We start from the raw sequence: 17,979 nt of genomic DNA on the forward strand, positions 1-17,979 counted from the left end.
CATGCGGTGCACCCGACCAGGTGCTGAACTGGAGACTGCATCTGATCGAGCACAGGACGCTGCGATGATCGGTACTGGCAGACGACGCAACCCTCTATGGCGCATGCGAAGGAAGTGGGCATCCCTGGGCCTACTGGGCCGGATTCTGGTTGTGGCCCTCGGGTTGTTCGCCGTCTTTGTGCTCCTAGGGGGCATACTCAGCGCCGTTGACCCCTCTGACGGCGAGCCCGGCTCACCTGCGACCTCCAGTACTCCTGCAGCTGACGCCCCAAGCGCCCTCCCGACGCACCCCGTCAAAGTCCCTACAGTCACGGCTACCGAAGCCGTGACTGTCGCCCCCTCTCCGGCTCCCACGAAGACGGTGACCAAGACGGCCGAAGCGCCCGAACCGACGACGACCCCAACCCCTGACGTGTACTACAAGAACTGTGACGAGGCCCGGGCCGCCGGCGATGCCCCGCTCCACCGCGGCGATCCCGGATACGCGCCGCATCTCGACAGGGACGGTGACGGCGTAGCCTGCGAGCCATATGCAGGGCCTTGACGGCGACGGTGAGAAGGGTTGCGCGCAGACGCTCAGCCGCCTTGCTCCTGCCCCGTGAACACGCTGATCAGGCCGTGGGGTGTGTTGTCGCCGAACATCAGGGCGTAGAGCTCGGTGCCCTCCGTGGCGGCCTCGGTGCTGCGCGGGAACATCGCCCGCTCGTACTGGGTGAGCGCGGTCTCGAGGTCGTCGGGGTGGGAGGCCAGGGACTGGGCGAGCTCCGCGCCGTCGAGCATGGCGAGGTTGGCGCCCTCGCCGTTGGGGGCCGCGAGGTGGGCGGCGTCGCCGAGGAGGGTGACGCCGGGGACGCGGTCCCACCGGTGGTCGGCAGGCAGCTCGTTGAGGGGGCGCAGGACCGGCGCGGTGTCGGTGTCGGTGATCAGCGCGGTGAGTTCCGGGGCCCAGCCGTCGAACTCCGCCGCGATGCGGGCCGTGGCCGTGGCGGGGTCGGTGAAGTCGACGGCGGCGAACCAGTCCTGCGGCCGGGCGAGCATCGCGTACGTGTGCAGGGTGCCGGCCCTCTCGCGGTGTGCGGTGAGGCCCTTTCCCGGCGTCAACGCGAACAGTGCCCCGTCGCCGACCGCCTTCGCGGTGACGGGGTGCCGGGTGTCGGCGTCGAACAGGTAGGTCTCCACGGACGACATGCCGGTGTACTCGGGCACCGCGTCCGACAGCAGCGGCCGTACCCGCGACCACGCGCCGTCCGCGCCGACCAACAGCTCGGTGGCGACCGAGGTCCCGTCGGCGAACGTCACCTCGTGGCGGCCCTCCTCGAGCGCACGCGTGCCGCTGACCTTGTGGCCCCAGCGGACCGTCCCGGCCGGGAGCGAGTCGAGCAGGAGCTGTCGCAGTTCGCCGCGCTGCACCTCGGGGCGGCCGCCGGTGCCGTCGTCGGCCTTCTCGAAGAGGACCGTCCCGTCCCGGTCGAGCAGGCGCGTCGCCTCACGGCCCTCCAGGACGAGACCGCGGAACTCGTCCATCAGGCCCGCCGCCTCCAGCGCGAGCTGTCCGTTGTGGTCGTGGATGTCGAGCATCCCGCCCTGCGCACGCGCCGTCGGCGAGGACTCCGCCTCGTAGACGGTGGACGGAATGCCGTGGACGTGCAGGACGCGGGCGAGCGTGAGGCCGCCGAGTCCGGCGCCGATGATCGTGACAGGGCTGATCGTGACAGGGCTGTTCATCAGGTGGCTCCTTCGGGGCGGGGCCTCCCGGTGAGTTCCGGTCGGCCTTCTCCCCACACCCTCCGGGCCACCGTCGACAGACCCCCGACATCACACCGACGGCCCCGACAGACGACCGACAACCGCGTCACCGAGGCCTACATCGACCAGTCGATGCCGACCAGTCGGTATGGACATCCCCGCCCCGGCCCGGTACAGATGCAGGCATGCGAATTTCCGTGACGATCTTCCTCACCGACGAGACCATCACCCCGACCCGGCTCGCCCGTGAGCTGGAGGCGCGAGGCTTCGCCGGGCTGTATCTGCCCGAGCACACCCACATCCCCGTCGAGCGGGTCACCCCGTACCCGGCGGGCGGCGACCTGCCGCGCGAGTACGGCCGTACCCTCGACCCGTTCGTCGCGCTCGGCCAGGCCGCCGCCGTCACCGAGCGGCTCGGTCTCGGCACCGGCATCACGCTCGTCGCCCAGCACGACCCGATCGACCTGGCCAAGCAGATCGCCACCCTCGACCACCTCTCCGGCGGGCGGTTCACCCTCGGACTGGGCTTCGGCTGGAACGTCGAGGAAGCCGCCGACCACGGTGTCGAGTGGCGCACCCGGCGCGAGCTCGTCCGGGACCGCATGGCGCTCATGCAGGCGCTCTGGGCGGACGAGCCCACCGCCCACGAAGGTCGGTTCGGGAGTGTCCGGGCCAGCCACGCCTTCCCCAAGCCCGTCCGGAAGCGGACTCTCGTGGGTGGCGCCGCGGGGCCGAAGCTGTTCTCCCACATCTGCGAGTACGCCGACGGCTGGCTGCCCATCGGCGGACGTGGTCTAACCGAGTCCCTGCCCGTGCTGCGTTCCGCCTGGGCCGACGCGGGCCGCGACCCGGCCACCCTCCAGGTCGTCCCCTACGCCGTCCTCCCCACCCCCGGCAAGCTCGCCCACTACGCCGAGCTCGGCATCGAGGAGGTCGTGCTGCAGCTGCCGCCGGCGGGGGAGAGCGAGGTGTTCAAGGTGCTGGACGAGTATGGCCGTTATGTCCGGAACGGTGGGGACGAAGTGTGACGTCACCCACCTCTGTGCGGCACCGCCGCCCTGATCACCCCGCTCGTATCCTCGAAGGATGACGACTTCCGCGACCTCCGGAACCGGCCCCACCGACCGCCCCGGCGGTACGGGCCCCACCGAGAACTCCATGCGTCGCGCGCTCAAACGCGCCAGGGACGGCGTCGCCCTCGACGTCTCCGAGGCCGCGGTGCTGCTCCAGGCCCGCGGTCCGGCCCTGGACGACCTCACCGCGTCGGCCGCCCGTATCAGGGACGCGGGCCTCGCGCAGGCGGGCCGTCCCGGTGTCATCACGTACTCGAAGAGCGTCTTCATCCCGCTCACCCGGTTGTGCCGGGACAAGTGCCACTACTGCACGTTCGTGACCGTGCCCGGCAAGCTCCGCCGGGCCGGCCACGGCATGTTCATGTCCCCCGACGAGGTCCTGGACGTGGCCCGCAAGGGCGCCGCACTGGGCTGCAAGGAAGCCCTGATCACCCTCGGTGACAAGCCCGAGGACCGCTGGCCGGAGGCCAGGGAATGGCTGGACGCGCACGGTTACGACGACACCATCGCCTACGTCCGGGCCATCTCCATCCGGATCCTGGAGGAGACGGGCCTGCTCCCGCACCTCAATCCGGGCGTGCTGTCCTGGACCGACTTCCAGCGGCTGAAGCCCGTCGCGCCGAGCATGGGCATGATGCTGGAGACGACCGCCGAGCGGCTGTGGTCCGAGCCCGGCGGACCCCACTACGGCTCCCCGGACAAGGAGCCCGCCGTACGGCTGCGGGTCCTGGAGGATGCAGGGCGTTCGTCGGTGCCTTTCACGAGCGGCATCCTCATCGGGATCGGGGAGACGTACGAGGAGCGCGCGGAGTCGCTGTTCGCGCTCCGGAAGATCTCCCGCGCCTATCACAGCGTCCAGGAGCTGATCATCCAGAACTTCCGCGCCAAGCCGGACACCGCGATGCGCGGCATGCCGGACGCGGAGCTGGACGAACTGGTCGCCGCGGTGGCCGTGGCCCGCCTCATCATGGGTCCGGCCGCCAACATCCAGGCCCCGCCGAACCTGGTCGACAGCGAGTACGAGCGGCTGATCGGGGCGGGGATCGACGACTGGGGCGGGGTCAGTCCGCTCACCATCGACCACGTGAACCCCGAGCGGCCGTGGCCGCAGATCGAGGAGCTCACGGAACGCTCGGCGGCGGCCGGTTTCGAGCTGCGGGAACGTCTGTGCGTGTACCCCGAGTTCGTCCAGCGCGGCGAGCCCTGGCTGGATCCGAGGCTGCGCCCGCACGTGGCGGCGCTGGCCGACCCGGAGACGGGCCTCGCCCGCCCGGACGCCCTCCCGCAGGGGCTGGCCTGGCAGGAGCCGGAAGAGGTGTTCGTGGCGTCCGGCCGTACGGATCTGCACGCCTCCATCGACACCGAGGGCCGTACGTCCGACCGCCGCGACGACTTCGACGAGGTCTACGGCGACTGGGGCGCCCTGCGCGAGGCGGCCGCCCCCGGCATGGTGCCCGAGCGCATCGACACGGACGTCCGGGACGCGCTGCGGACAGCCGCCGACGACCCCACGAAGCTGACCGACGCGGAGGCCCTCGCGCTGCTGCACGCCGACGGGCCCGCCCTGGACGCGCTGACCCAGATCGCCGACGACGTGCGCAAGTCGGTGGTCGGCGACGACGTGACGTACATCGTCACGCGGAACATCAACTTCACCAACGTCTGCTACACGGGCTGCCGTTTCTGCGCCTTCGCCCAGCGGCGCACCGACGCGGACGCCTACACCCTGTCCCTGGACCAGGTGGCCGACCGGGCCGAGCAGGCCTGGGAGGTGGGCGCGGTGGAGGTCTGCATGCAGGGCGGGATCCATCCGGACCTGCCGGGGACGGCGTACTTCGACATCGCGAAGGCGGTGAAGGAGCGGGTGCCCGGCATGCATGTGCACGCCTTCTCCCCGATGGAGGTCGTCAACGGCGCGACCCGCACCGGCATGTCCATCCGCGAGTGGCTGACGACGGCCAAGGAGGCCGGCCTCGGCTCCCTCCCCGGCACGGCCGCCGAGATCCTCGACGACGAGGTCCGCTGGATCCTGACCAAGGGCAAGCTGCCGACGGCGACCTGGATCGAGGTCATCGAGACCGCGCACGAGGTCGGCCTCCGGTCCTCCTCCACGATGATGTACGGCCATGTGGACCAGCCACGCCACTGGCTGGGCCACCTGCGCACACTGGCCGGAATCCAGCAACGCACGGGCGGTTTCACGGAGTTCGTGACGCTCCCCTTCATCCACACCAACGCCCCGGTGTACCTGGCCGGCATCGCCCGCCCCGGCCCGACCATGCGGGACAACAGGGCGGTCACCGCGATGGCCCGCCTGCTGCTGCACCCCTGGATCCCGAACATCCAGACCAGCTGGGTCAAGCTCGGCACCGAGGGCGCGGCCGAGATGCTCCGCTCGGGGGCGAACGACCTCGGCGGCACCCTGATGGAGGAGACGATCTCGCGGATGGCGGGATCGTCCTACGGCTCGTACAAGTCGGTGAAGGACCTGATCGCGGTGGCGGAGGCGGCGGGCCGGCCCGCACGTCCGCGCACAACCCTGTACGGGGAGGTGCCGGAGGAGCGGCAGCAGGCGGCGCAGGTCTCCGACGGGCATCTGCCGGAGCTGCTGCCGGTGCTGGACTGAGTGAGGCGGAAGGTGTCTCGGCGGGGGCCGGTACGATGATCCGACCCCCGTTCGACGGGGATCCTTAGCCGAGGAGATGCGTGCCGTGCCAGCCCCGAAGGTCTGGGTGACGGGTCTGACCGTGGGGGCGATAGCCGCCGTCGTCGCCCTGGCCGTACAGGCCGACAAGGGAACGAAGCCGAGCGTGGCCGCCACCGCCCGGCCGAGCGTGTCGGCGTCTCCGCGCGCGTCCGCGCAGCCCGAGCCGTCGGCGACCGCGGTCCCGGACGCCTCCGGGACGGGCCGCCGGATCGTCTACTCGCTCGGCGACAAGCGGGTCTGGCTGATCGACGCGAGCGAGGCGGCCCGGCGGACCTTCGCGGTCTGGCCGGGGACGGTGGACCCGGCCCCGGGCACCTACTCGGTCTCGCTGCGCCGGGGAGACCCGACCACCGGGTCCGACGGCGTGCAGATCGAACACATCGTGTACTTCACCGCCGTGGGCGGCGTGAACGTCGCCTTCTCCAACGCGGTGGACGGCTCCTCGCCCCCGCCCGCGAACGGCACCCAGACCGGCGGCATCCGCATGAAGACGGCGGACGGCTCGGCACTGTGGACGTTCGGCGAGACGGGAACGAAGGTCGTCGTCGTCAACTAGCGCTGCGGTCCGGCAGATTGACCACCAGCAGCACGACCCCGCTCAGCACGAACACCCGCAGCGCCGCGTCCAGCCCGTTCCAGGTGTCCGACTGCCACATGGAGAACCACTCCCCGCCGATCGCGATGAACCCGGCGCCGAAGAGCAGCATGAGCATGAGCAGGCCGTAGGTGGAGAAGCGCCGGGCACGCGGATCGTCCCCGCGCACCCACAGATATGTGCCGTAGACCAGCACGAGCGCGGCCAGCGTCTCCCAGACGATGATCGCGACGTACGCCGTGTTCTGAAGTCCCTTGCTGGTGACGGCTCTCCACATCAGATCGTCGTCCTTGAACGTCGTATCCATCGCGAGAACGTGCTGCACGAACGCCTGGTTGGTCCCGAAGTCCGTGATGTTCCCGAACGCCACGAGCGCTATGTACAGCGCGACGCTCGCGGTGAGAAGGGTGGCGGAGAGGTGAAGTGCGCTGCGTGTGGTGCGTGGGGGTGTCGATGCCATGGGGGCCATCTTCCCTGTGCGTGGCGGCGTGATCCAGATCGGTTGCGTCAGAATGAGAGCCGGACGGGCCGCGACGAGGGGACGGACGCATGGCGCAGGCGGAGCCGTCGGCGCAGGAGCTGATCCTGCGGCGCACACGGGCCGGATTCGTGGGCCGCGAGGCCGAACGGACCGCGTTCCTGCGGAACTTCGACATCCCGGCCACCGACGCCCGGCACCGCTTCCGGTTCCATGTCCACGGCAGCGCGGGCATCGGAAAGACCTCACTGGTCCAGGAGTTGGCGCAACTCGCCCGCGAACGCGGGGCGCTCACGGCCTACGTCGACGACGGCGTCGGCAGCGTCCCGGAAGCCATGGAGACTCTGTGCCGTGAATTCGTCGACCAGGGACGGAGGTTGAAGGATCTGGAGCGGCGCCTGGCGACCTGGCGGGACCGGCGGCGCGAGGCGGAGGCGGCCACTCTCGCCGCGCTCGCGCCCGAGTCCTCGCCGGAGCCGGCGTCGGCGTCGGCCGGAAGCAGGATGGCGGTGGACCTCGGCCTGGGCGCCCTGGAGGCCGCCCTGCCGGGGGCCGGCCTGGTCACCCGGGCGCTTCCAGCCGACCGGCTTGCCCAGGGGGCCGACCGGCTGCGGGCCGGCCTCGGCGCCCGCTTCCGCAACCTCGACGACGTCGACCTGGTGCTCACCCCCGAGCGGGTCCTCACCCCGGTGCTGCTCGCCGAACTGAGGTCCGCCGCCTCCGCCGTACCGTGGATCGTCCTGTTCTTCGACACCTACGAACGGACCGGCCCCTTCCTCGACCCGTGGCTGTACGACATCCTGACCAAACCCCGCGAGCACGGCCGGCTGCCCGCCGCCGTCGTCGTGGTCACCGCGGGCCAGCGCCCGCTGGACACCGCCCGCTGGGGCGGCCTTGACTCGGTGGCGGAACTGCCGCTCGCCCCCTTCACCGAGACCGAGTCGCGCCGCCTGCTCGCCGCGCGGGGTGTCGTGGCCGAACCGGTCGTCGAGGAGGTGCTGCGCCTGACGGGCGGCCTCCCGGTCCTCGTGTCGACGCTCGCCGCCAGACGCCTCGACGGTCCGGACGACGTGATCGATCCGAGCAAGAGCGCGGTGGAACGGTTCCTGAAGCCGGAACCGGAGGCCCGCCGTAAGGTCGCCAAGGCCTGCGCGCTGCCGAGACGGCTGGACGAGGACGTCTTCCGGGTGCTCGTCACCTCCTCCGAAGACGAACTGGACGCCCAGTACGCGTGGTTGACCGGGCTTCCCTTCGTCGCGCAGCGCGGGGACCGGCTCCAGTACCACGACGTCGTACGCGCGCAGATGCTCCGGTTGGAGCGCCTTCGGTCCCGGACCGAGTGGACGACCCGGCACCGCCGGCTCGCGGAGGCGTTCGCCGAGTGGCGCGAGGACGCCGGATTCGGCCGCCGCGCCGAGGAGTTGTGGGCCGACGAGGAATGGTGCGAGCTGCGCCTGGAGGAGATGTACCACCTGCTGTGCGCCCGCCCGCCCGCGGCGCTCGCCGAGGCGCTGCGCGGATTCGTCGTGGCCTGCCGCGAGGACGAGGTCGTCGCCCGCCGCTGGGCACGGATGCTGGAGGAGGCGGGCGACGCGGCGGGCAACGCCGTACTGCGCGAGTGGGGGCGGTTGTTGGCCGCGGCGCTCGCGGACGAGGAGGGCGGGGTGACCAGGGCGACGGACCTGCTCCTGGCCCGTCCCGGTCTCGATCCGGCGGGCCGGGCGGAGGCGCACGCGCTGCGCGGCAGGGACCTGCGCAACCGCCAGGAGTACGCGCAAGCCTTGGAGGAGTACGACCGTGCGGTCGAGCTGGACCCGGAGCAACCGCTGGCCCACTACGGCCGGGGTGTCACCCACCAGCTGCTGGAGGATTATCCGGCGGCCCTGGCCGCCCTCGACCGAGCCGTCGAACTGGCCCCCGACAAAGGGTGGATCCTCGCCGAGCGGGCCGAGACCTACCGTCTGGCGTCCCGTCTCGACGAGGCGGACGCCGACTTCAGCCGTGCCGTCGCCCTCGACCCCACCGACGACATCGCCCTGACCGGGCGGGCGGTGTGCCGGCACAGCATGGGACGGCTCGACGAGTCGCTCGCCGACTTCAACCGTGCGCTGAGCATCGATCCCGAGTACCTGTGGGCGCTGGTGCGCAGGGCCCGGCTGCACCGTGCGCGGGGCGACCTGGACAAGGCGTTCGCCGACCTCGACCAGGCGGCCGCGCTCGCGCCCGAGCTGGCCTGGGTCGCGTCGGAACGCGGCGACGCGTACCGGCTCGCCGAACGGTACGAGGAGGCGGTGGCGGAACTGGGGCGCGCTGTGTCCCTGGAGCCGGGCTACGCGTCGGCGCTGGCGAGCCGCGCCCAGTCCCTGTACGAACTCGGCCGCTACGACGCGGCGTTGGCCGACTTCGACCGGGCCGTCGAGCTGATCCCCGACTACGCCTGGGCGCTGACGATGAGATCCCGGGTGAGGAATCGACTGGACGACCAGAGCGGGATGTTCGAGGACCTGCGGCGCGCCGCCGAGGTGGAGCCGGGTGCCCGCTGGATCCAGGTCGAGCTGGGTTGGGCGTACTGGCTCGCGGGGCGGCACGACGAGGCATCGGCCGCCCTCCAGGCCGTTCTGGCACAGGACCCCACCGACGACATCGCCCTGGCCGGCCTGGGAGCGATCCACCGCGTCCGTAAGTCCTACGAGGAGGCCCTCCATTACCTGGACCGCGCCGTGACCGCCGACCCAGAGTACGCCTGGGCCTACGGTCGCCGGGGCCGGGTGTGTCTGGCGATCGGCCGCACGGAGCAGGCCCTGTCCGACCTGGACCGCTGCGTGGCGCTGGACGCCGGGATGACGTGGGAGCGGGGCGCGGCGATCGAACTGCTGCTGTCGTGCGGGCGATGGGAGGAGGCGGGGGAGCGGTTGGCGGCGACCCACTCCGCGGAGCTGGACGACGTACGGGCGGAACTTCACCGTCATCACGGCGAGTGGGCGCAGGCCCGCGCTCTCGCCGAGCGCCTGCGCACCACGGACCCCCTCGCCGGCACCTTCCAACTGGCCATGACGGTCCACCGCTCCGAAGGCCCGGCTGCCGCCGAACCCCTCTGGCGCGACCTCTCCCACCTGGTCGAGCACGACCCCGACATGGAGCCCGTGACACGAGCCCAGGCCCACTGCTTCCTGGGCTGCGTACTGGCCGACGGCCCGGCGGCGGACCGAGGCCTGTCCGAACTCCTCACCCTCACCCCGGAATGGGACGACCTGGCCTCCTTGGCCGACATCCTCACCGAGCTCCTCACCGCCCCGGGGGCGGACCGGTCCTCCCGCACCGCGGCCTGCCTCACTGCGGTGAGCGAGGCGAGGGACGCGATCCAGGCCCTGTGGTCGGCGAGGAGCTGAGGACGGGGTCTCACGCCGACCGCCCGCCGCCCCCGCCCCTCGCGTCATAAGCCCGCCGAGCCTCCCCCACCCTCTCCAGATTCGGTGACCACTCCGCCAGCGTCGCGAACAACGGGGCCAGGCTGCGGCCCAGTTCGGTGATCTCGTATTCGACCCGGGGCGGGACCTCCGCGTGGTACGTGCGGTGGACCAGACCGTCGCGTTCCAGTTGGCGCAGGCGCTGGGTCAGGACCTTGGGGGTGATGGTGGCGATCCGGCGTTCCACTTCCACGAAGCGCTGACGGCCGTACTCGTGGAGGGTCCAGAGGATCGGTGTGGTCCAGCGGCTGAAGACGATGTCGACCACGGGGGCGATGGGACAGGCGTTCTCCGGGGGGACATCGGTCCTGGGTCCGCCACGGCCGTGTGCTGTGGTCTGCGTCACATCAACCCTCTCCGCTATTACTTTCCTCTAGGTACCTACTGTCCTCCCGATAGTAGCTTCGCCGTGTGTCCACAGGAACCAGTCCAGGGACCTCGGAAAAGGGGAGCAACATGATCGTGGTGACCGGTGCTACGGGGAACGTCGGGCGGCCCCTCGTGAGGGAACTCCTCGCGGCAGGGGAGCGGGTGACGGCCGTCTCCCGGCACAGCCCCCCGGAGAACCCGGCAGGGCTGCGGCATCACCGGGCCGACCTCGCCGCACCTCAGACCCTCAAACCCGCCCTCGACGGGGCCGAAGCGCTCTTCCTCCTGACCTCCGGCGACTTCATGGCACAAGGCGGCAACCTCGACGACGTCCTCGAAGTCGTCCGGGCCAGTGGTGTCCGGCGGGTCGTGCTGCTGTCCTCGCAGGGCGTCACCACCGGCGACCATCCCTCCGAACTGGAGGACGCCGTACGGCGGTCGGGGCTCGACTGGACCATGCTGCGGCCCGCCGGGTTCCACTCCAACACCCTTCAGTGGGCCGGAGCGGTGCACGCCCAGCGGACCGTTTCGGCGCCCTTCGGGGACGTCGCGCTGCCGACCGTCGATCCCGAGGACATCGCCCAGGTCGCCGCCGTGGCGCTGCGGGATCCCGGCCACGCCGGGCGCGTCCACGAACTGACCGGGCCCGCCCCGACATCCCCCCGGCAGCAGACCGCCGCGATCGGGGACGCGCTGGGCGAGCCGGTGCGGTTCGTCGAGCAGACCCGGGGCGAGGCCAGGGCGGAGATGGTGCGGTTCATGCCGGAGCCGATCGCGGACGCCACCCTCGACATCCTCGGCGACCCGTCACCGGGCCTGCGCCGCGTCAGCCCGGACGTCGAGCGAGTCCTCGGCCGCCCGCCCCGCAGCTACGCCGAGTGGGCGGCCCGCAACGCCTCCGCCTTCCGGTGACCTGCGGTTTCCGGGCGATAGCCGCACTTCGAGGACCAACCGGGTCGCACCTCGCATACCCACACGCCCCCTGAATCTCCCACCCCCCGTCGATTACAGTGCTGAGCGTCGTACATACGGACGGTCAACAGGGAGGTCTTGGTGGGTGCGACAGCCGGGGCCGTCGTCTGGGGGCGTGCCGAGCAGCAGGACTTCCGTAGCCGGGTGCGTGGGACGCTCCTCGGGGTGGCCGTGGGTGACGCGCTGGGCGCACCGGTCGACGGGCTCGGACTGGACGAGATCCGGGAGGCGTACGGCGCCGAGGGGCTCGTGGACCTCGGGTTCGGGTACGGCCGACGCGGTGCCGTCACTCATCTCACCCAGCTCAGCCTCTTCACCGTGGACGGGCTCATACGGGCCCAGGTCCGACGGGACACCGGCGCCTGGCATCCGCCCACCGATCTGCACCGGGCCTATCTGCGCTGGGCCGCCACCCAGCGGGACTGGGGACCCGACGAGCGGCGCAAGGACGACGGCTGGCTGGCCCGGGAGGAGTGGCTGTACGCCCGCCGCGACCCGACCCGGTCGCTGCTCATCGGGTTCGGCGACGACACCATGGGGACGCTGGAGTCGCCCAAGAACCCGAACGAACTCGGGCCCGAGGCCACTGCCCGGTCCGCCGCCTTCGGGCTGCTGGTCGGGTGGGAGCCGCAGCTCGTCGTACAGCTGGCCGTCGAGTGTGCCGCGCAGACCCACGGGCATCCCGTCGCCTATCTTTCGGCGGGCGCGTACGCCGTTATCGTGCACGCGCTGGCCCTCGGCGACAGTCTCGACGGGGCGGTGCAGCGGGCGCTCGCACTGCTGACCGCGCGGCCCGGGCACGAGCCCGTGTCGGACGCGCTCCAGCACGCGCTGGGTGCCGTACGGCAGGGGATGCCCACGCCGGCGCGGGTGGAGGAACTCGCCGCCGACGGCTCGGCCGACGGGCTGCTGTCCGCCGCCGTGTACTGCGCGCTGGTCGGGGAGGACGTACGGCACGGTCTCTGCCTCGCCGTGAACCACGACGGGCCCTCCGCCGCGGCCGGGGCGCTCACCGGCGGGCTGCTGGGTGCCCTGCACGGAGAGACGGCCCTCCCGCCGGCCTGGCTGGCCGAACTGGAGGGCCGTCCCACGCTCCTCGAACTGGCCGACGACTTCGCCATGGAGATGACCCAGGGGCCGGCCCTGCACGGGCCGGCCGGGGCGTCGCCGGGGTGGCTGGCCCGCTATCCGAGGGCCTGACCGGTCCGGTCGGAACTTCTCAGTCCTTGACCTTCGTACCGATCACGTCCTCCACACCGCCCACCGGAGTCGGAATGGCCGCGGCCGCCGCCCCGTCACCGTCCCCGTCCGTGTTGATCTTCTCGATGATCGCGAGGCGCTCCGGGGTGTCCTCGGGCCTGATGAAGCCGATGAGGATGTAGAGGACCAGGGAGACGGCCAGCGGGATGGAGACCTGGTACTGGAGCGGGACACCGCCGTCGACGTTCCAGTTGATCGGGTAGTTGACCAGCCAGAAGGCGAGCAGACCCATCGACCAGCTGGTGAGCGCGGCCGTCGGACCGGAGCGGCGGAACGGGCGCAGCAGGCCGAGCATCATCGGGATGGCCATCGGGCCCATGAGTCCGGCCACCCACTTGATCACGACGGTGATGATGTCCTTGAACGCCGGGGAGTTGACCTGGGTCGCCGCCGCCATCGACAGGCCGAGGAAGACGACCGTCGTGATGCGCGCGACCCGCAGGCCCTGACCCTGGTTCCAGCTGCGCGCCCTGCGCCACACCACCGGTGCGCAGTCCCGGGTGAAGACGGACGCGATCGCGTTGGCGTCGGAGGAGCACATGGCCATCGTGTGCGAGAAGAAGCCGACGATCACCAGGCCCAACAGGCCGTGCGGGAGCAGCTGTTCGGTCATCAGGCCGTAGGAGTCGGAGCCGTCCGGCTTCTTCGACTGGACCAGCAGCGGCGACATCCACATGGGGAAGAACAGGACGACCGGCCACACCAGCCACAGGATCGCCGACAGCCGCGCCGAGCGCTCGGCCTGGTGCGCGTTCGCCGTGGCCATGTAGCGCTGGGCCTGGTTGAGCATGCCGCCGTTGTACTCGAAGAGCTTGATGAAGAGGAAGGCGAGCAGGAAGACCGTCCCGTACGGGCCCACCAGCGGCTTTCCGTGGCCCTGGAGCGCCGGCTCGTCCCAGGCGCCGAAGAAGCCGATGCCCTTGTCGTCGAGCTTGAGGACCACGGCGATGAACATCGCGACACCGGCGAGGAGCTGGATGACGAACTGGCCCAACTCCGTGAGCGCGTCGGCCCACAGACCGCCGATCGTGCAGTAGACGGCCGTGATGCCGCCCGTGATGAGGATGCCCTGGTTGAGCGACAGCCCGGTGAACACCGACAACAGGGTCGCGATCGCCGCCCACTTGGCGCCCACGTCCACGATCTTCAGCAGCATGCCCGACCAGGCCAGCGCCTGCTGGGTCTTCAAGTCGTAGCGGTTCTTGAGGTATTCGAGCGGGGAAGCCACGTGGAGCCGTGAGCGCAGCCGGTTGATACGCGGTGCGAACAGCTTCGAGCCGATCGCGATGCCGAGTGCGATGGGGAAGGACCAGGTGACGAAGGATGTGACGCCATATGTGTAGGCGATGCCGGCGTACCCGGTGAACATCACCGCGCTGTAACCCGACATGTGGTGCGAGATGCCCGACAGCCACCACGGCATCTTGCCGCCTGCCGTGAAGAAGTCGCTGACGTCGTCCACCCGTTTGTGCGACCAGACGCCGATCGCGACCATCACGCCGAAATAGCCGATGAGCACGGCCCAGTCGAGACCGTTCATATGCGCCCTCCCAGGGATCAGCCCGGCGCTCATCGTGGGCGCCACCGCGTGGACACGACAAGCTGGTGTAGGGTCAAAGGGAGGTAAAGATATTCGTGGTGATGGCCTGCGTTCACCTACATGAACTCACCGCATCAGCTCCCCGGCGTTGACCAGCAACGACTGTCCGGTGATCGCCCGCGCCCGGTCCGAGGCCAGGAACACCGTCGCGTCCGCCACGTCCGCGTCGGTCGCGAGATCGGGCAGCGCCATCCGTTCGGTGAGCCGCTTCAGTACGTCCGCCTCCGGCACCTTCTCCGTATGCGCCGTGAACTGCACGTACGCCTGCACCGGCGGCCCCCACATCCAGCCCGGCAACACGGTGTTGACCCGGATCCGGTACGGCCCGAGCTCCCGCGCCATCGAGTACATCGCGCTGGTCAGCGCCCCCTTCGAGGCGGCGTACGCGGCCTGCCGCACCTGTGAGGGGGCGGCCACGGCCGACTGCGTCCCGACGAACACCACCGAACCGCCGCCCGCCGCCCTCAACCCCGGCAGACAGGCCCGGGTCATCCGCAGCGACCCCAGGAGGTTCACGTCGATGACCGACTGCCAGGTCGCGAAGTCCGCGTCCTCGAGCCCCCCGAAGTAGCTGTCCCACGCGGCCACCTGCACGACCGCGTCCAGCCGCCCGAACCGCTCCACCGCCAACTCCGCGAGCCGCACGCACTGTTGCTCGTCGGTGATGTCCGTCGACCGGTACGCCGTGTGCGCCCCGTCCGGATCGATCTCGGAGGCACTCCTCGCGAGGTTCGCCTCGGTCCGCGCCCCCAGCACGGCGTTCCCGCCGTCCCGTACGACGGCCGCGGCGACCTGATGACCGAGCCCGGCGCCGACACCCGACACGACGACGGTCTTCCCGGAGAGAAGTGACATAACCGGCGGCCTCCCTGCTCTGGCGCATTATCTGACGGAGCGTCAGAGTATGGGCGAGCGCTGAAGGAGGGAAGGTCCCATGTCAGAAGAGACCCACAGCGAGACGTACGCCGAACTGGCCGCCGTAGGACCCTACGGAGTCCGCCCCGGCCACGCGCTGATCACCATGGTCGAACCGCATCCCGGCCACGAGTACGCCTACAACCGCTGGTACGAGGACGATCACTTCATCGCGGGAGCGATGGCCATGCCCTGGATGTACGCAGGACGCCGCTGGGTGGCCACCCGCGACCTGCAACTCCTGCGCGTCCCGGAGAAGTCGGCGGTGGCCCAGCCGGTGACGGCGGGCTGCTATCTCACCACCTACTGGGTCACCGACGGCCGCTACGACGACCACATGAAGTGGACGGTGGCCATCAACAAGCGCCTCAACCGCGACGCCCGCGTGTACCGCGACCGCACGCACGTCTTCACGGCGTTCCAGGACCACGAGTCCACGGTCTACCGCGACGGCGCGGCGGGCCCGAGGGACTTCCACGCCCTGGACCACCCGTACCGGGGCCTGGTGCTGGAGGTGATCGACGCGGAATCCCCGGAGCGGCGGCGGGAGTTGCTGGAGTGGCTGGTCGCGCGACACCTGCCGAAGAGCGTGACGGGCTCCCCGGCGGCGATGGTGACCGTCTTCCGCCCGACCCCCCTCCCCGGCGACCGCATGACCTACGTGAAGCAGGTCGAGGGCGTCGACACCCGCCTCACGCTGCTGTGGTTCCTGGAGACGGACCCGAGGGAGTGCTGGGACCCCTGGTTCACGGGCCTGGAGGAGAAGATCACGGAGTCGGGACTCGGACGAGTGGAACTGCTGGCGCCCTTCGTCCCGACAGTTCCGGGCACGGACAAATACGTGGACCAGCTGCGCTGACCCAGGGGCGCGGGGCTGTGTCGATATGCGGCTCCGCCGCGCGGGCGCGACCAGCCACGACGGCGCAGAAGCCAAGCAACTACTTCAACTCATCCGGACAAGGCGTCCCGCGCGGCACGGTGTACGGCGCCGCCAACCGATACGTCCCCGCCCGCGGAGCGATCAGCATCGTCCACTTGTCCCCGTCCGCGTCCTCCGGCGTCTCCATCAGGCACCCGTTGACGTTGTCGAAGGTCTTCGGCTCCCCGTCGTCCCGCTCCTTCGACGCGTCCGTCTCCTGCGGTGGCTTCAGCTTGTTGCCCTCCGCGTCCACGATGGACAGCCAGGGCGAGTAGGGGATCCGGATGAGGATGCGCCCGGCCTTCTTCACCCGCATGGTCATCTCACCCTGCGCGGCCCGGTCGACGACCGTGTTCGGCGAGGCGAGCGGCGCCGGGTCGGTCACCTGGAACAGCTGCCAGTTCGCGTCGCCCCAGATCTGCTTCAGATACGGCATCCCGCGCTGGACCAGCTCCCGCTCCCGCTCGCCGCCGTCCCCGTCGGGCTCGTCCTTCGGCACGACCACGAAGTGCACGGCCCAGCGCTGGAGCCACTCGTGGTAGTTCGCGGAGTTCAGGGTGTCGTCGTAGAAGAGCGGGTTGCGCTCCATGTCGGCCTGCCGGTTCCAGCCCCGGGCGAGGTTGACGTACGGCGCGAGCGCGGACGCCTCGCGGTGGGAGGCGGCCGGTACGACCTCGACGCGGCCCTTCTCGGCGCCGACCTCCTGGAGCTCGTTGACGAGGGGGGCCAGCTCGCGGGCCCACGACGCCGTGGGGGTCGTGTGGACGACGTCGTCGACGGACTTGAAGCCGATCCAGACGGTGAAGCCGGCGAAGGCGACGACGATGGCGTACCACTTGCGGCTGCGCGGTTCCGCGAACGGCAGTGCGGCCGCCAGGGCCACCCCCGCGAACAGCATCGGCAGGCGCGAGATGTTGGAGCCGATCTGGGAGCTCACCAGCCAGACCAGGACGACCGACAGGCTGTAGACCCCGGCCGCGATCCGGACCGTCGTCCACTCGCGCGGGACGAGGAGGAAGACCAGGAGGCCGTAGGCCAGCGGCAGGAGCACCGAGGCGATCTTCATCGGCTGGGTGCCGGCGAACGGGAAGAGCCAGGCGGACAGGGCGACGACGGCCGTGGGAGCGATGCCCAGTGCCCAGGCGCCCGGACGCCGTTTCTGCAGGAAGAGGGCGACCGCCACCAGGCCCACGAACAGGCCGGCGACCGGTGAGGCCATGGTCGCCAGCGCGGCGAGCGGGGCCGCGCACAGGGCTTTCGCCCAGCGTTTGTAGCGCAAGTGGTGCGGCCAGCAGAAGACGACGGCGACCGCGCCGAGCGCGAAGACCGTGCCGAGCCCGAAGGTCACCCGGCCCGAGGCCGCGTTGCACAGGAAGGCGTACACGCCCGCCAGCGAGGCCCACAGGGGGTTCTTCACCGACCGGCTGCGGATGAGGATCAGTGTCAGCAGCCCGGCCGAGACCGTCCCGGCCAGCATCATCGTCGTACGGACGCCGAGGACCGACATCAGATACGGCGAGACGATGCTGTACGACACCGGGTGCATGCCGCCGTACCAGGCCAGGTTGTACGCGGAGTCCGGGTGCCGGCCGACGAACTCGGCCCAGGCGTCCTGCGCCGCGAGGTCGCCGCCGCTGTTCGCGAACGTGAAGAACCAGACGATGTGGAGGACGCCGGAGAGCGCGGTCATGGAGAGGACGGGGTGGCGCAGCAGCCGCTCGCGCAGCGCGAGGAGAGCGGTCCAGATCCTGGCCCTGAAGCCTGTGGGCGGGCTGCCGTTCCCGGTCTCAGGTTCCGCGGGCTCGCGTATTCGCGGGCCGGTACCCGGGCCCGGGTCGGTGTCGTCGGCGCGTGTCGGCTCCGCAGTGGCCACCTGAA

At 70.8% G+C, this 17,979-nt stretch carries 14 protein-coding genes; 8 read left to right on the plus strand and 6 right to left on the minus strand.

The features are described from left to right. The first annotated feature begins 103 nt into the window (after positions 1-103). Entirely contained in the window at positions 104-544 is a 441-nt protein-coding gene (locus BFN33_RS50375; RefSeq protein ID WP_256122927.1) for an excalibur calcium-binding domain-containing protein, read from the plus strand. A 32-nt stretch (positions 545-576) separates the two neighbouring features. Here BFN33_RS50375 and BFN33_RS33140 read toward each other — a convergent pair whose 3' ends face one another. Continuing rightward, positions 577-1,725 (minus strand): NAD(P)/FAD-dependent oxidoreductase, encoded by a 1,149-nt coding sequence (locus BFN33_RS33140; RefSeq protein ID WP_176742524.1) that lies wholly within the window; start codon positions 1,723-1,725, stop codon positions 577-579. Positions 1,726-1,931: 206 nt separating this feature from the next. On the opposite strand from BFN33_RS33140, the gene BFN33_RS33145 reads away from it, so the two are divergent. The 3 genes from BFN33_RS33145 (at position 1,932) to BFN33_RS33155 (ending at position 6,082) form a co-directional block, all read left to right on the plus strand. Then, entirely contained in the window at positions 1,932-2,774 is an 843-nt protein-coding gene (locus tag BFN33_RS33145) for an LLM class F420-dependent oxidoreductase (protein WP_069763874.1), read from the plus strand. Positions 2,775-2,832: 58 nt separating this feature from the next. Continuing rightward, a complete protein-coding gene (locus BFN33_RS33150) occupies positions 2,833-5,445 on the plus strand; it encodes a bifunctional FO biosynthesis protein CofGH (RefSeq protein WP_069763875.1) in 2,613 nt (870 codons plus the stop codon). Positions 5,446-5,521: 76 nt separating this feature from the next. Then, on the plus strand, positions 5,522-6,082 hold the full coding sequence (locus BFN33_RS33155; protein ID WP_069763876.1) for a hypothetical protein: 561 nt from the start codon (positions 5,522-5,524) through the stop codon (positions 6,080-6,082). On the opposite strand, the gene BFN33_RS33160 is transcribed toward BFN33_RS33155, so the two are convergent. Then, positions 6,075-6,581 (minus strand): DUF2165 domain-containing protein, encoded by a 507-nt coding sequence (locus BFN33_RS33160; protein WP_069763877.1) that lies wholly within the window; start codon positions 6,579-6,581, stop codon positions 6,075-6,077. The two genes, BFN33_RS33155 and BFN33_RS33160, sit on opposite strands and share 8 nt — an antisense overlap. Positions 6,582-6,670: 89 nt before the next feature. On the opposite strand from BFN33_RS33160, the gene BFN33_RS33165 reads away from it, so the two are divergent. Then, positions 6,671-9,988, plus strand: coding sequence for a tetratricopeptide repeat protein (locus BFN33_RS33165; RefSeq protein ID WP_069763878.1), 3,318 nt, complete (start codon positions 6,671-6,673; stop codon positions 9,986-9,988). Positions 9,989-9,998: 10 nt separating this feature from the next. Here BFN33_RS33165 and BFN33_RS33170 read toward each other — a convergent pair whose 3' ends face one another. Next, on the minus strand, positions 9,999-10,334 hold the full coding sequence (locus BFN33_RS33170; protein WP_370743337.1) for a winged helix-turn-helix transcriptional regulator: 336 nt from the start codon (positions 10,332-10,334) through the stop codon (positions 9,999-10,001). Positions 10,335-10,522: 188 nt separating this feature from the next. On the opposite strand from BFN33_RS33170, the gene BFN33_RS33175 reads away from it, so the two are divergent. Together BFN33_RS33175 and BFN33_RS33180 are read left to right on the plus strand one after the other, a co-directional pair. Beyond that, a complete protein-coding gene (locus BFN33_RS33175) occupies positions 10,523-11,347 on the plus strand; it encodes an NAD(P)H-binding protein (protein WP_069763880.1) in 825 nt (274 codons plus the stop codon). 141 nt (positions 11,348-11,488) lie between these two features. Then, a complete protein-coding gene (locus tag BFN33_RS33180; RefSeq protein WP_069763881.1) occupies positions 11,489-12,607 on the plus strand; it encodes an ADP-ribosylglycohydrolase family protein in 1,119 nt (372 codons plus the stop codon). Between the two features lie 19 nt (positions 12,608-12,626). Here BFN33_RS33180 and BFN33_RS33185 read toward each other — a convergent pair whose 3' ends face one another. Further along, positions 12,627-14,207 carry a sodium:solute symporter family protein gene (locus tag BFN33_RS33185; protein WP_069763882.1) on the minus strand — a complete coding sequence of 527 codons (1,581 nt, stop codon included), beginning with the start codon at positions 14,205-14,207 and terminating at the stop codon, positions 12,627-12,629. Positions 14,208-14,333: 126 nt separating this feature from the next. After that, positions 14,334-15,122 carry an SDR family oxidoreductase gene (locus tag BFN33_RS33190; protein ID WP_069763883.1) on the minus strand — a complete coding sequence of 263 codons (789 nt, stop codon included), beginning with the start codon at positions 15,120-15,122 and terminating at the stop codon, positions 14,334-14,336. A 79-nt stretch (positions 15,123-15,201) separates the two neighbouring features. Between BFN33_RS33190 and BFN33_RS33195 the strand changes: the two genes are divergently transcribed. Beyond that, positions 15,202-16,041, plus strand: coding sequence for a hypothetical protein (locus BFN33_RS33195; protein WP_069763884.1), 840 nt, complete (start codon positions 15,202-15,204; stop codon positions 16,039-16,041). A 79-nt stretch (positions 16,042-16,120) separates the two neighbouring features. On the opposite strand, the gene BFN33_RS33200 is transcribed toward BFN33_RS33195, so the two are convergent. Next, on the minus strand, positions 16,121-17,974 hold the full coding sequence (locus tag BFN33_RS33200; protein ID WP_069763885.1) for a hypothetical protein: 1,854 nt from the start codon (positions 17,972-17,974) through the stop codon (positions 16,121-16,123). Between the last annotated feature and the right edge of the window lie 5 nt (positions 17,975-17,979).

Origin of the sequence: Streptomyces sp. LUP47B, from assembly GCF_001746295.1 — a bacterium.
Taxonomy (GTDB): Bacteria; Actinomycetota; Actinomycetes; order Streptomycetales; family Streptomycetaceae; genus Streptomyces.

What these genes read in the sequence shown, in the direction of transcription:
- BFN33_RS33155 (WP_069763876.1), top strand. Translation starts at nt 5,522, where the DNA reads ATGCGTGCCGTGCCAGCCCCGAAGGTCTGGGTGACGGGTCTGACCGTG.
- BFN33_RS33190 (WP_069763883.1), bottom strand. Translation starts at nt 15,122, where the DNA reads ATGTCACTTCTCTCCGGGAAGACCGTCGTCGTGTCGGGTGTCGGCGCC.
- BFN33_RS33185 (WP_069763882.1), bottom strand. Translation starts at nt 14,207, where the DNA reads ATGAACGGTCTCGACTGGGCCGTGCTCATCGGCTATTTCGGCGTGATG.
- BFN33_RS50375 (WP_256122927.1), top strand. Translation starts at nt 104, where the DNA reads ATGCGAAGGAAGTGGGCATCCCTGGGCCTACTGGGCCGGATTCTGGTT.
- BFN33_RS33175 (WP_069763880.1), top strand. Translation starts at nt 10,523, where the DNA reads ATGATCGTGGTGACCGGTGCTACGGGGAACGTCGGGCGGCCCCTCGTG.
- BFN33_RS33195 (WP_069763884.1), top strand. Translation starts at nt 15,202, where the DNA reads ATGTCAGAAGAGACCCACAGCGAGACGTACGCCGAACTGGCCGCCGTA.
- BFN33_RS33150 (WP_069763875.1), top strand. Translation starts at nt 2,833, where the DNA reads ATGACGACTTCCGCGACCTCCGGAACCGGCCCCACCGACCGCCCCGGC.
- BFN33_RS33160 (WP_069763877.1), bottom strand. Translation starts at nt 6,581, where the DNA reads ATGGCATCGACACCCCCACGCACCACACGCAGCGCACTTCACCTCTCC.
- BFN33_RS33145 (WP_069763874.1), top strand. Translation starts at nt 1,932, where the DNA reads ATGCGAATTTCCGTGACGATCTTCCTCACCGACGAGACCATCACCCCG.
- BFN33_RS33165 (WP_069763878.1), top strand. Translation starts at nt 6,671, where the DNA reads ATGGCGCAGGCGGAGCCGTCGGCGCAGGAGCTGATCCTGCGGCGCACA.
- BFN33_RS33140 (WP_176742524.1), bottom strand. Translation starts at nt 1,725, where the DNA reads ATGAACAGCCCTGTCACGATCAGCCCTGTCACGATCATCGGCGCCGGA.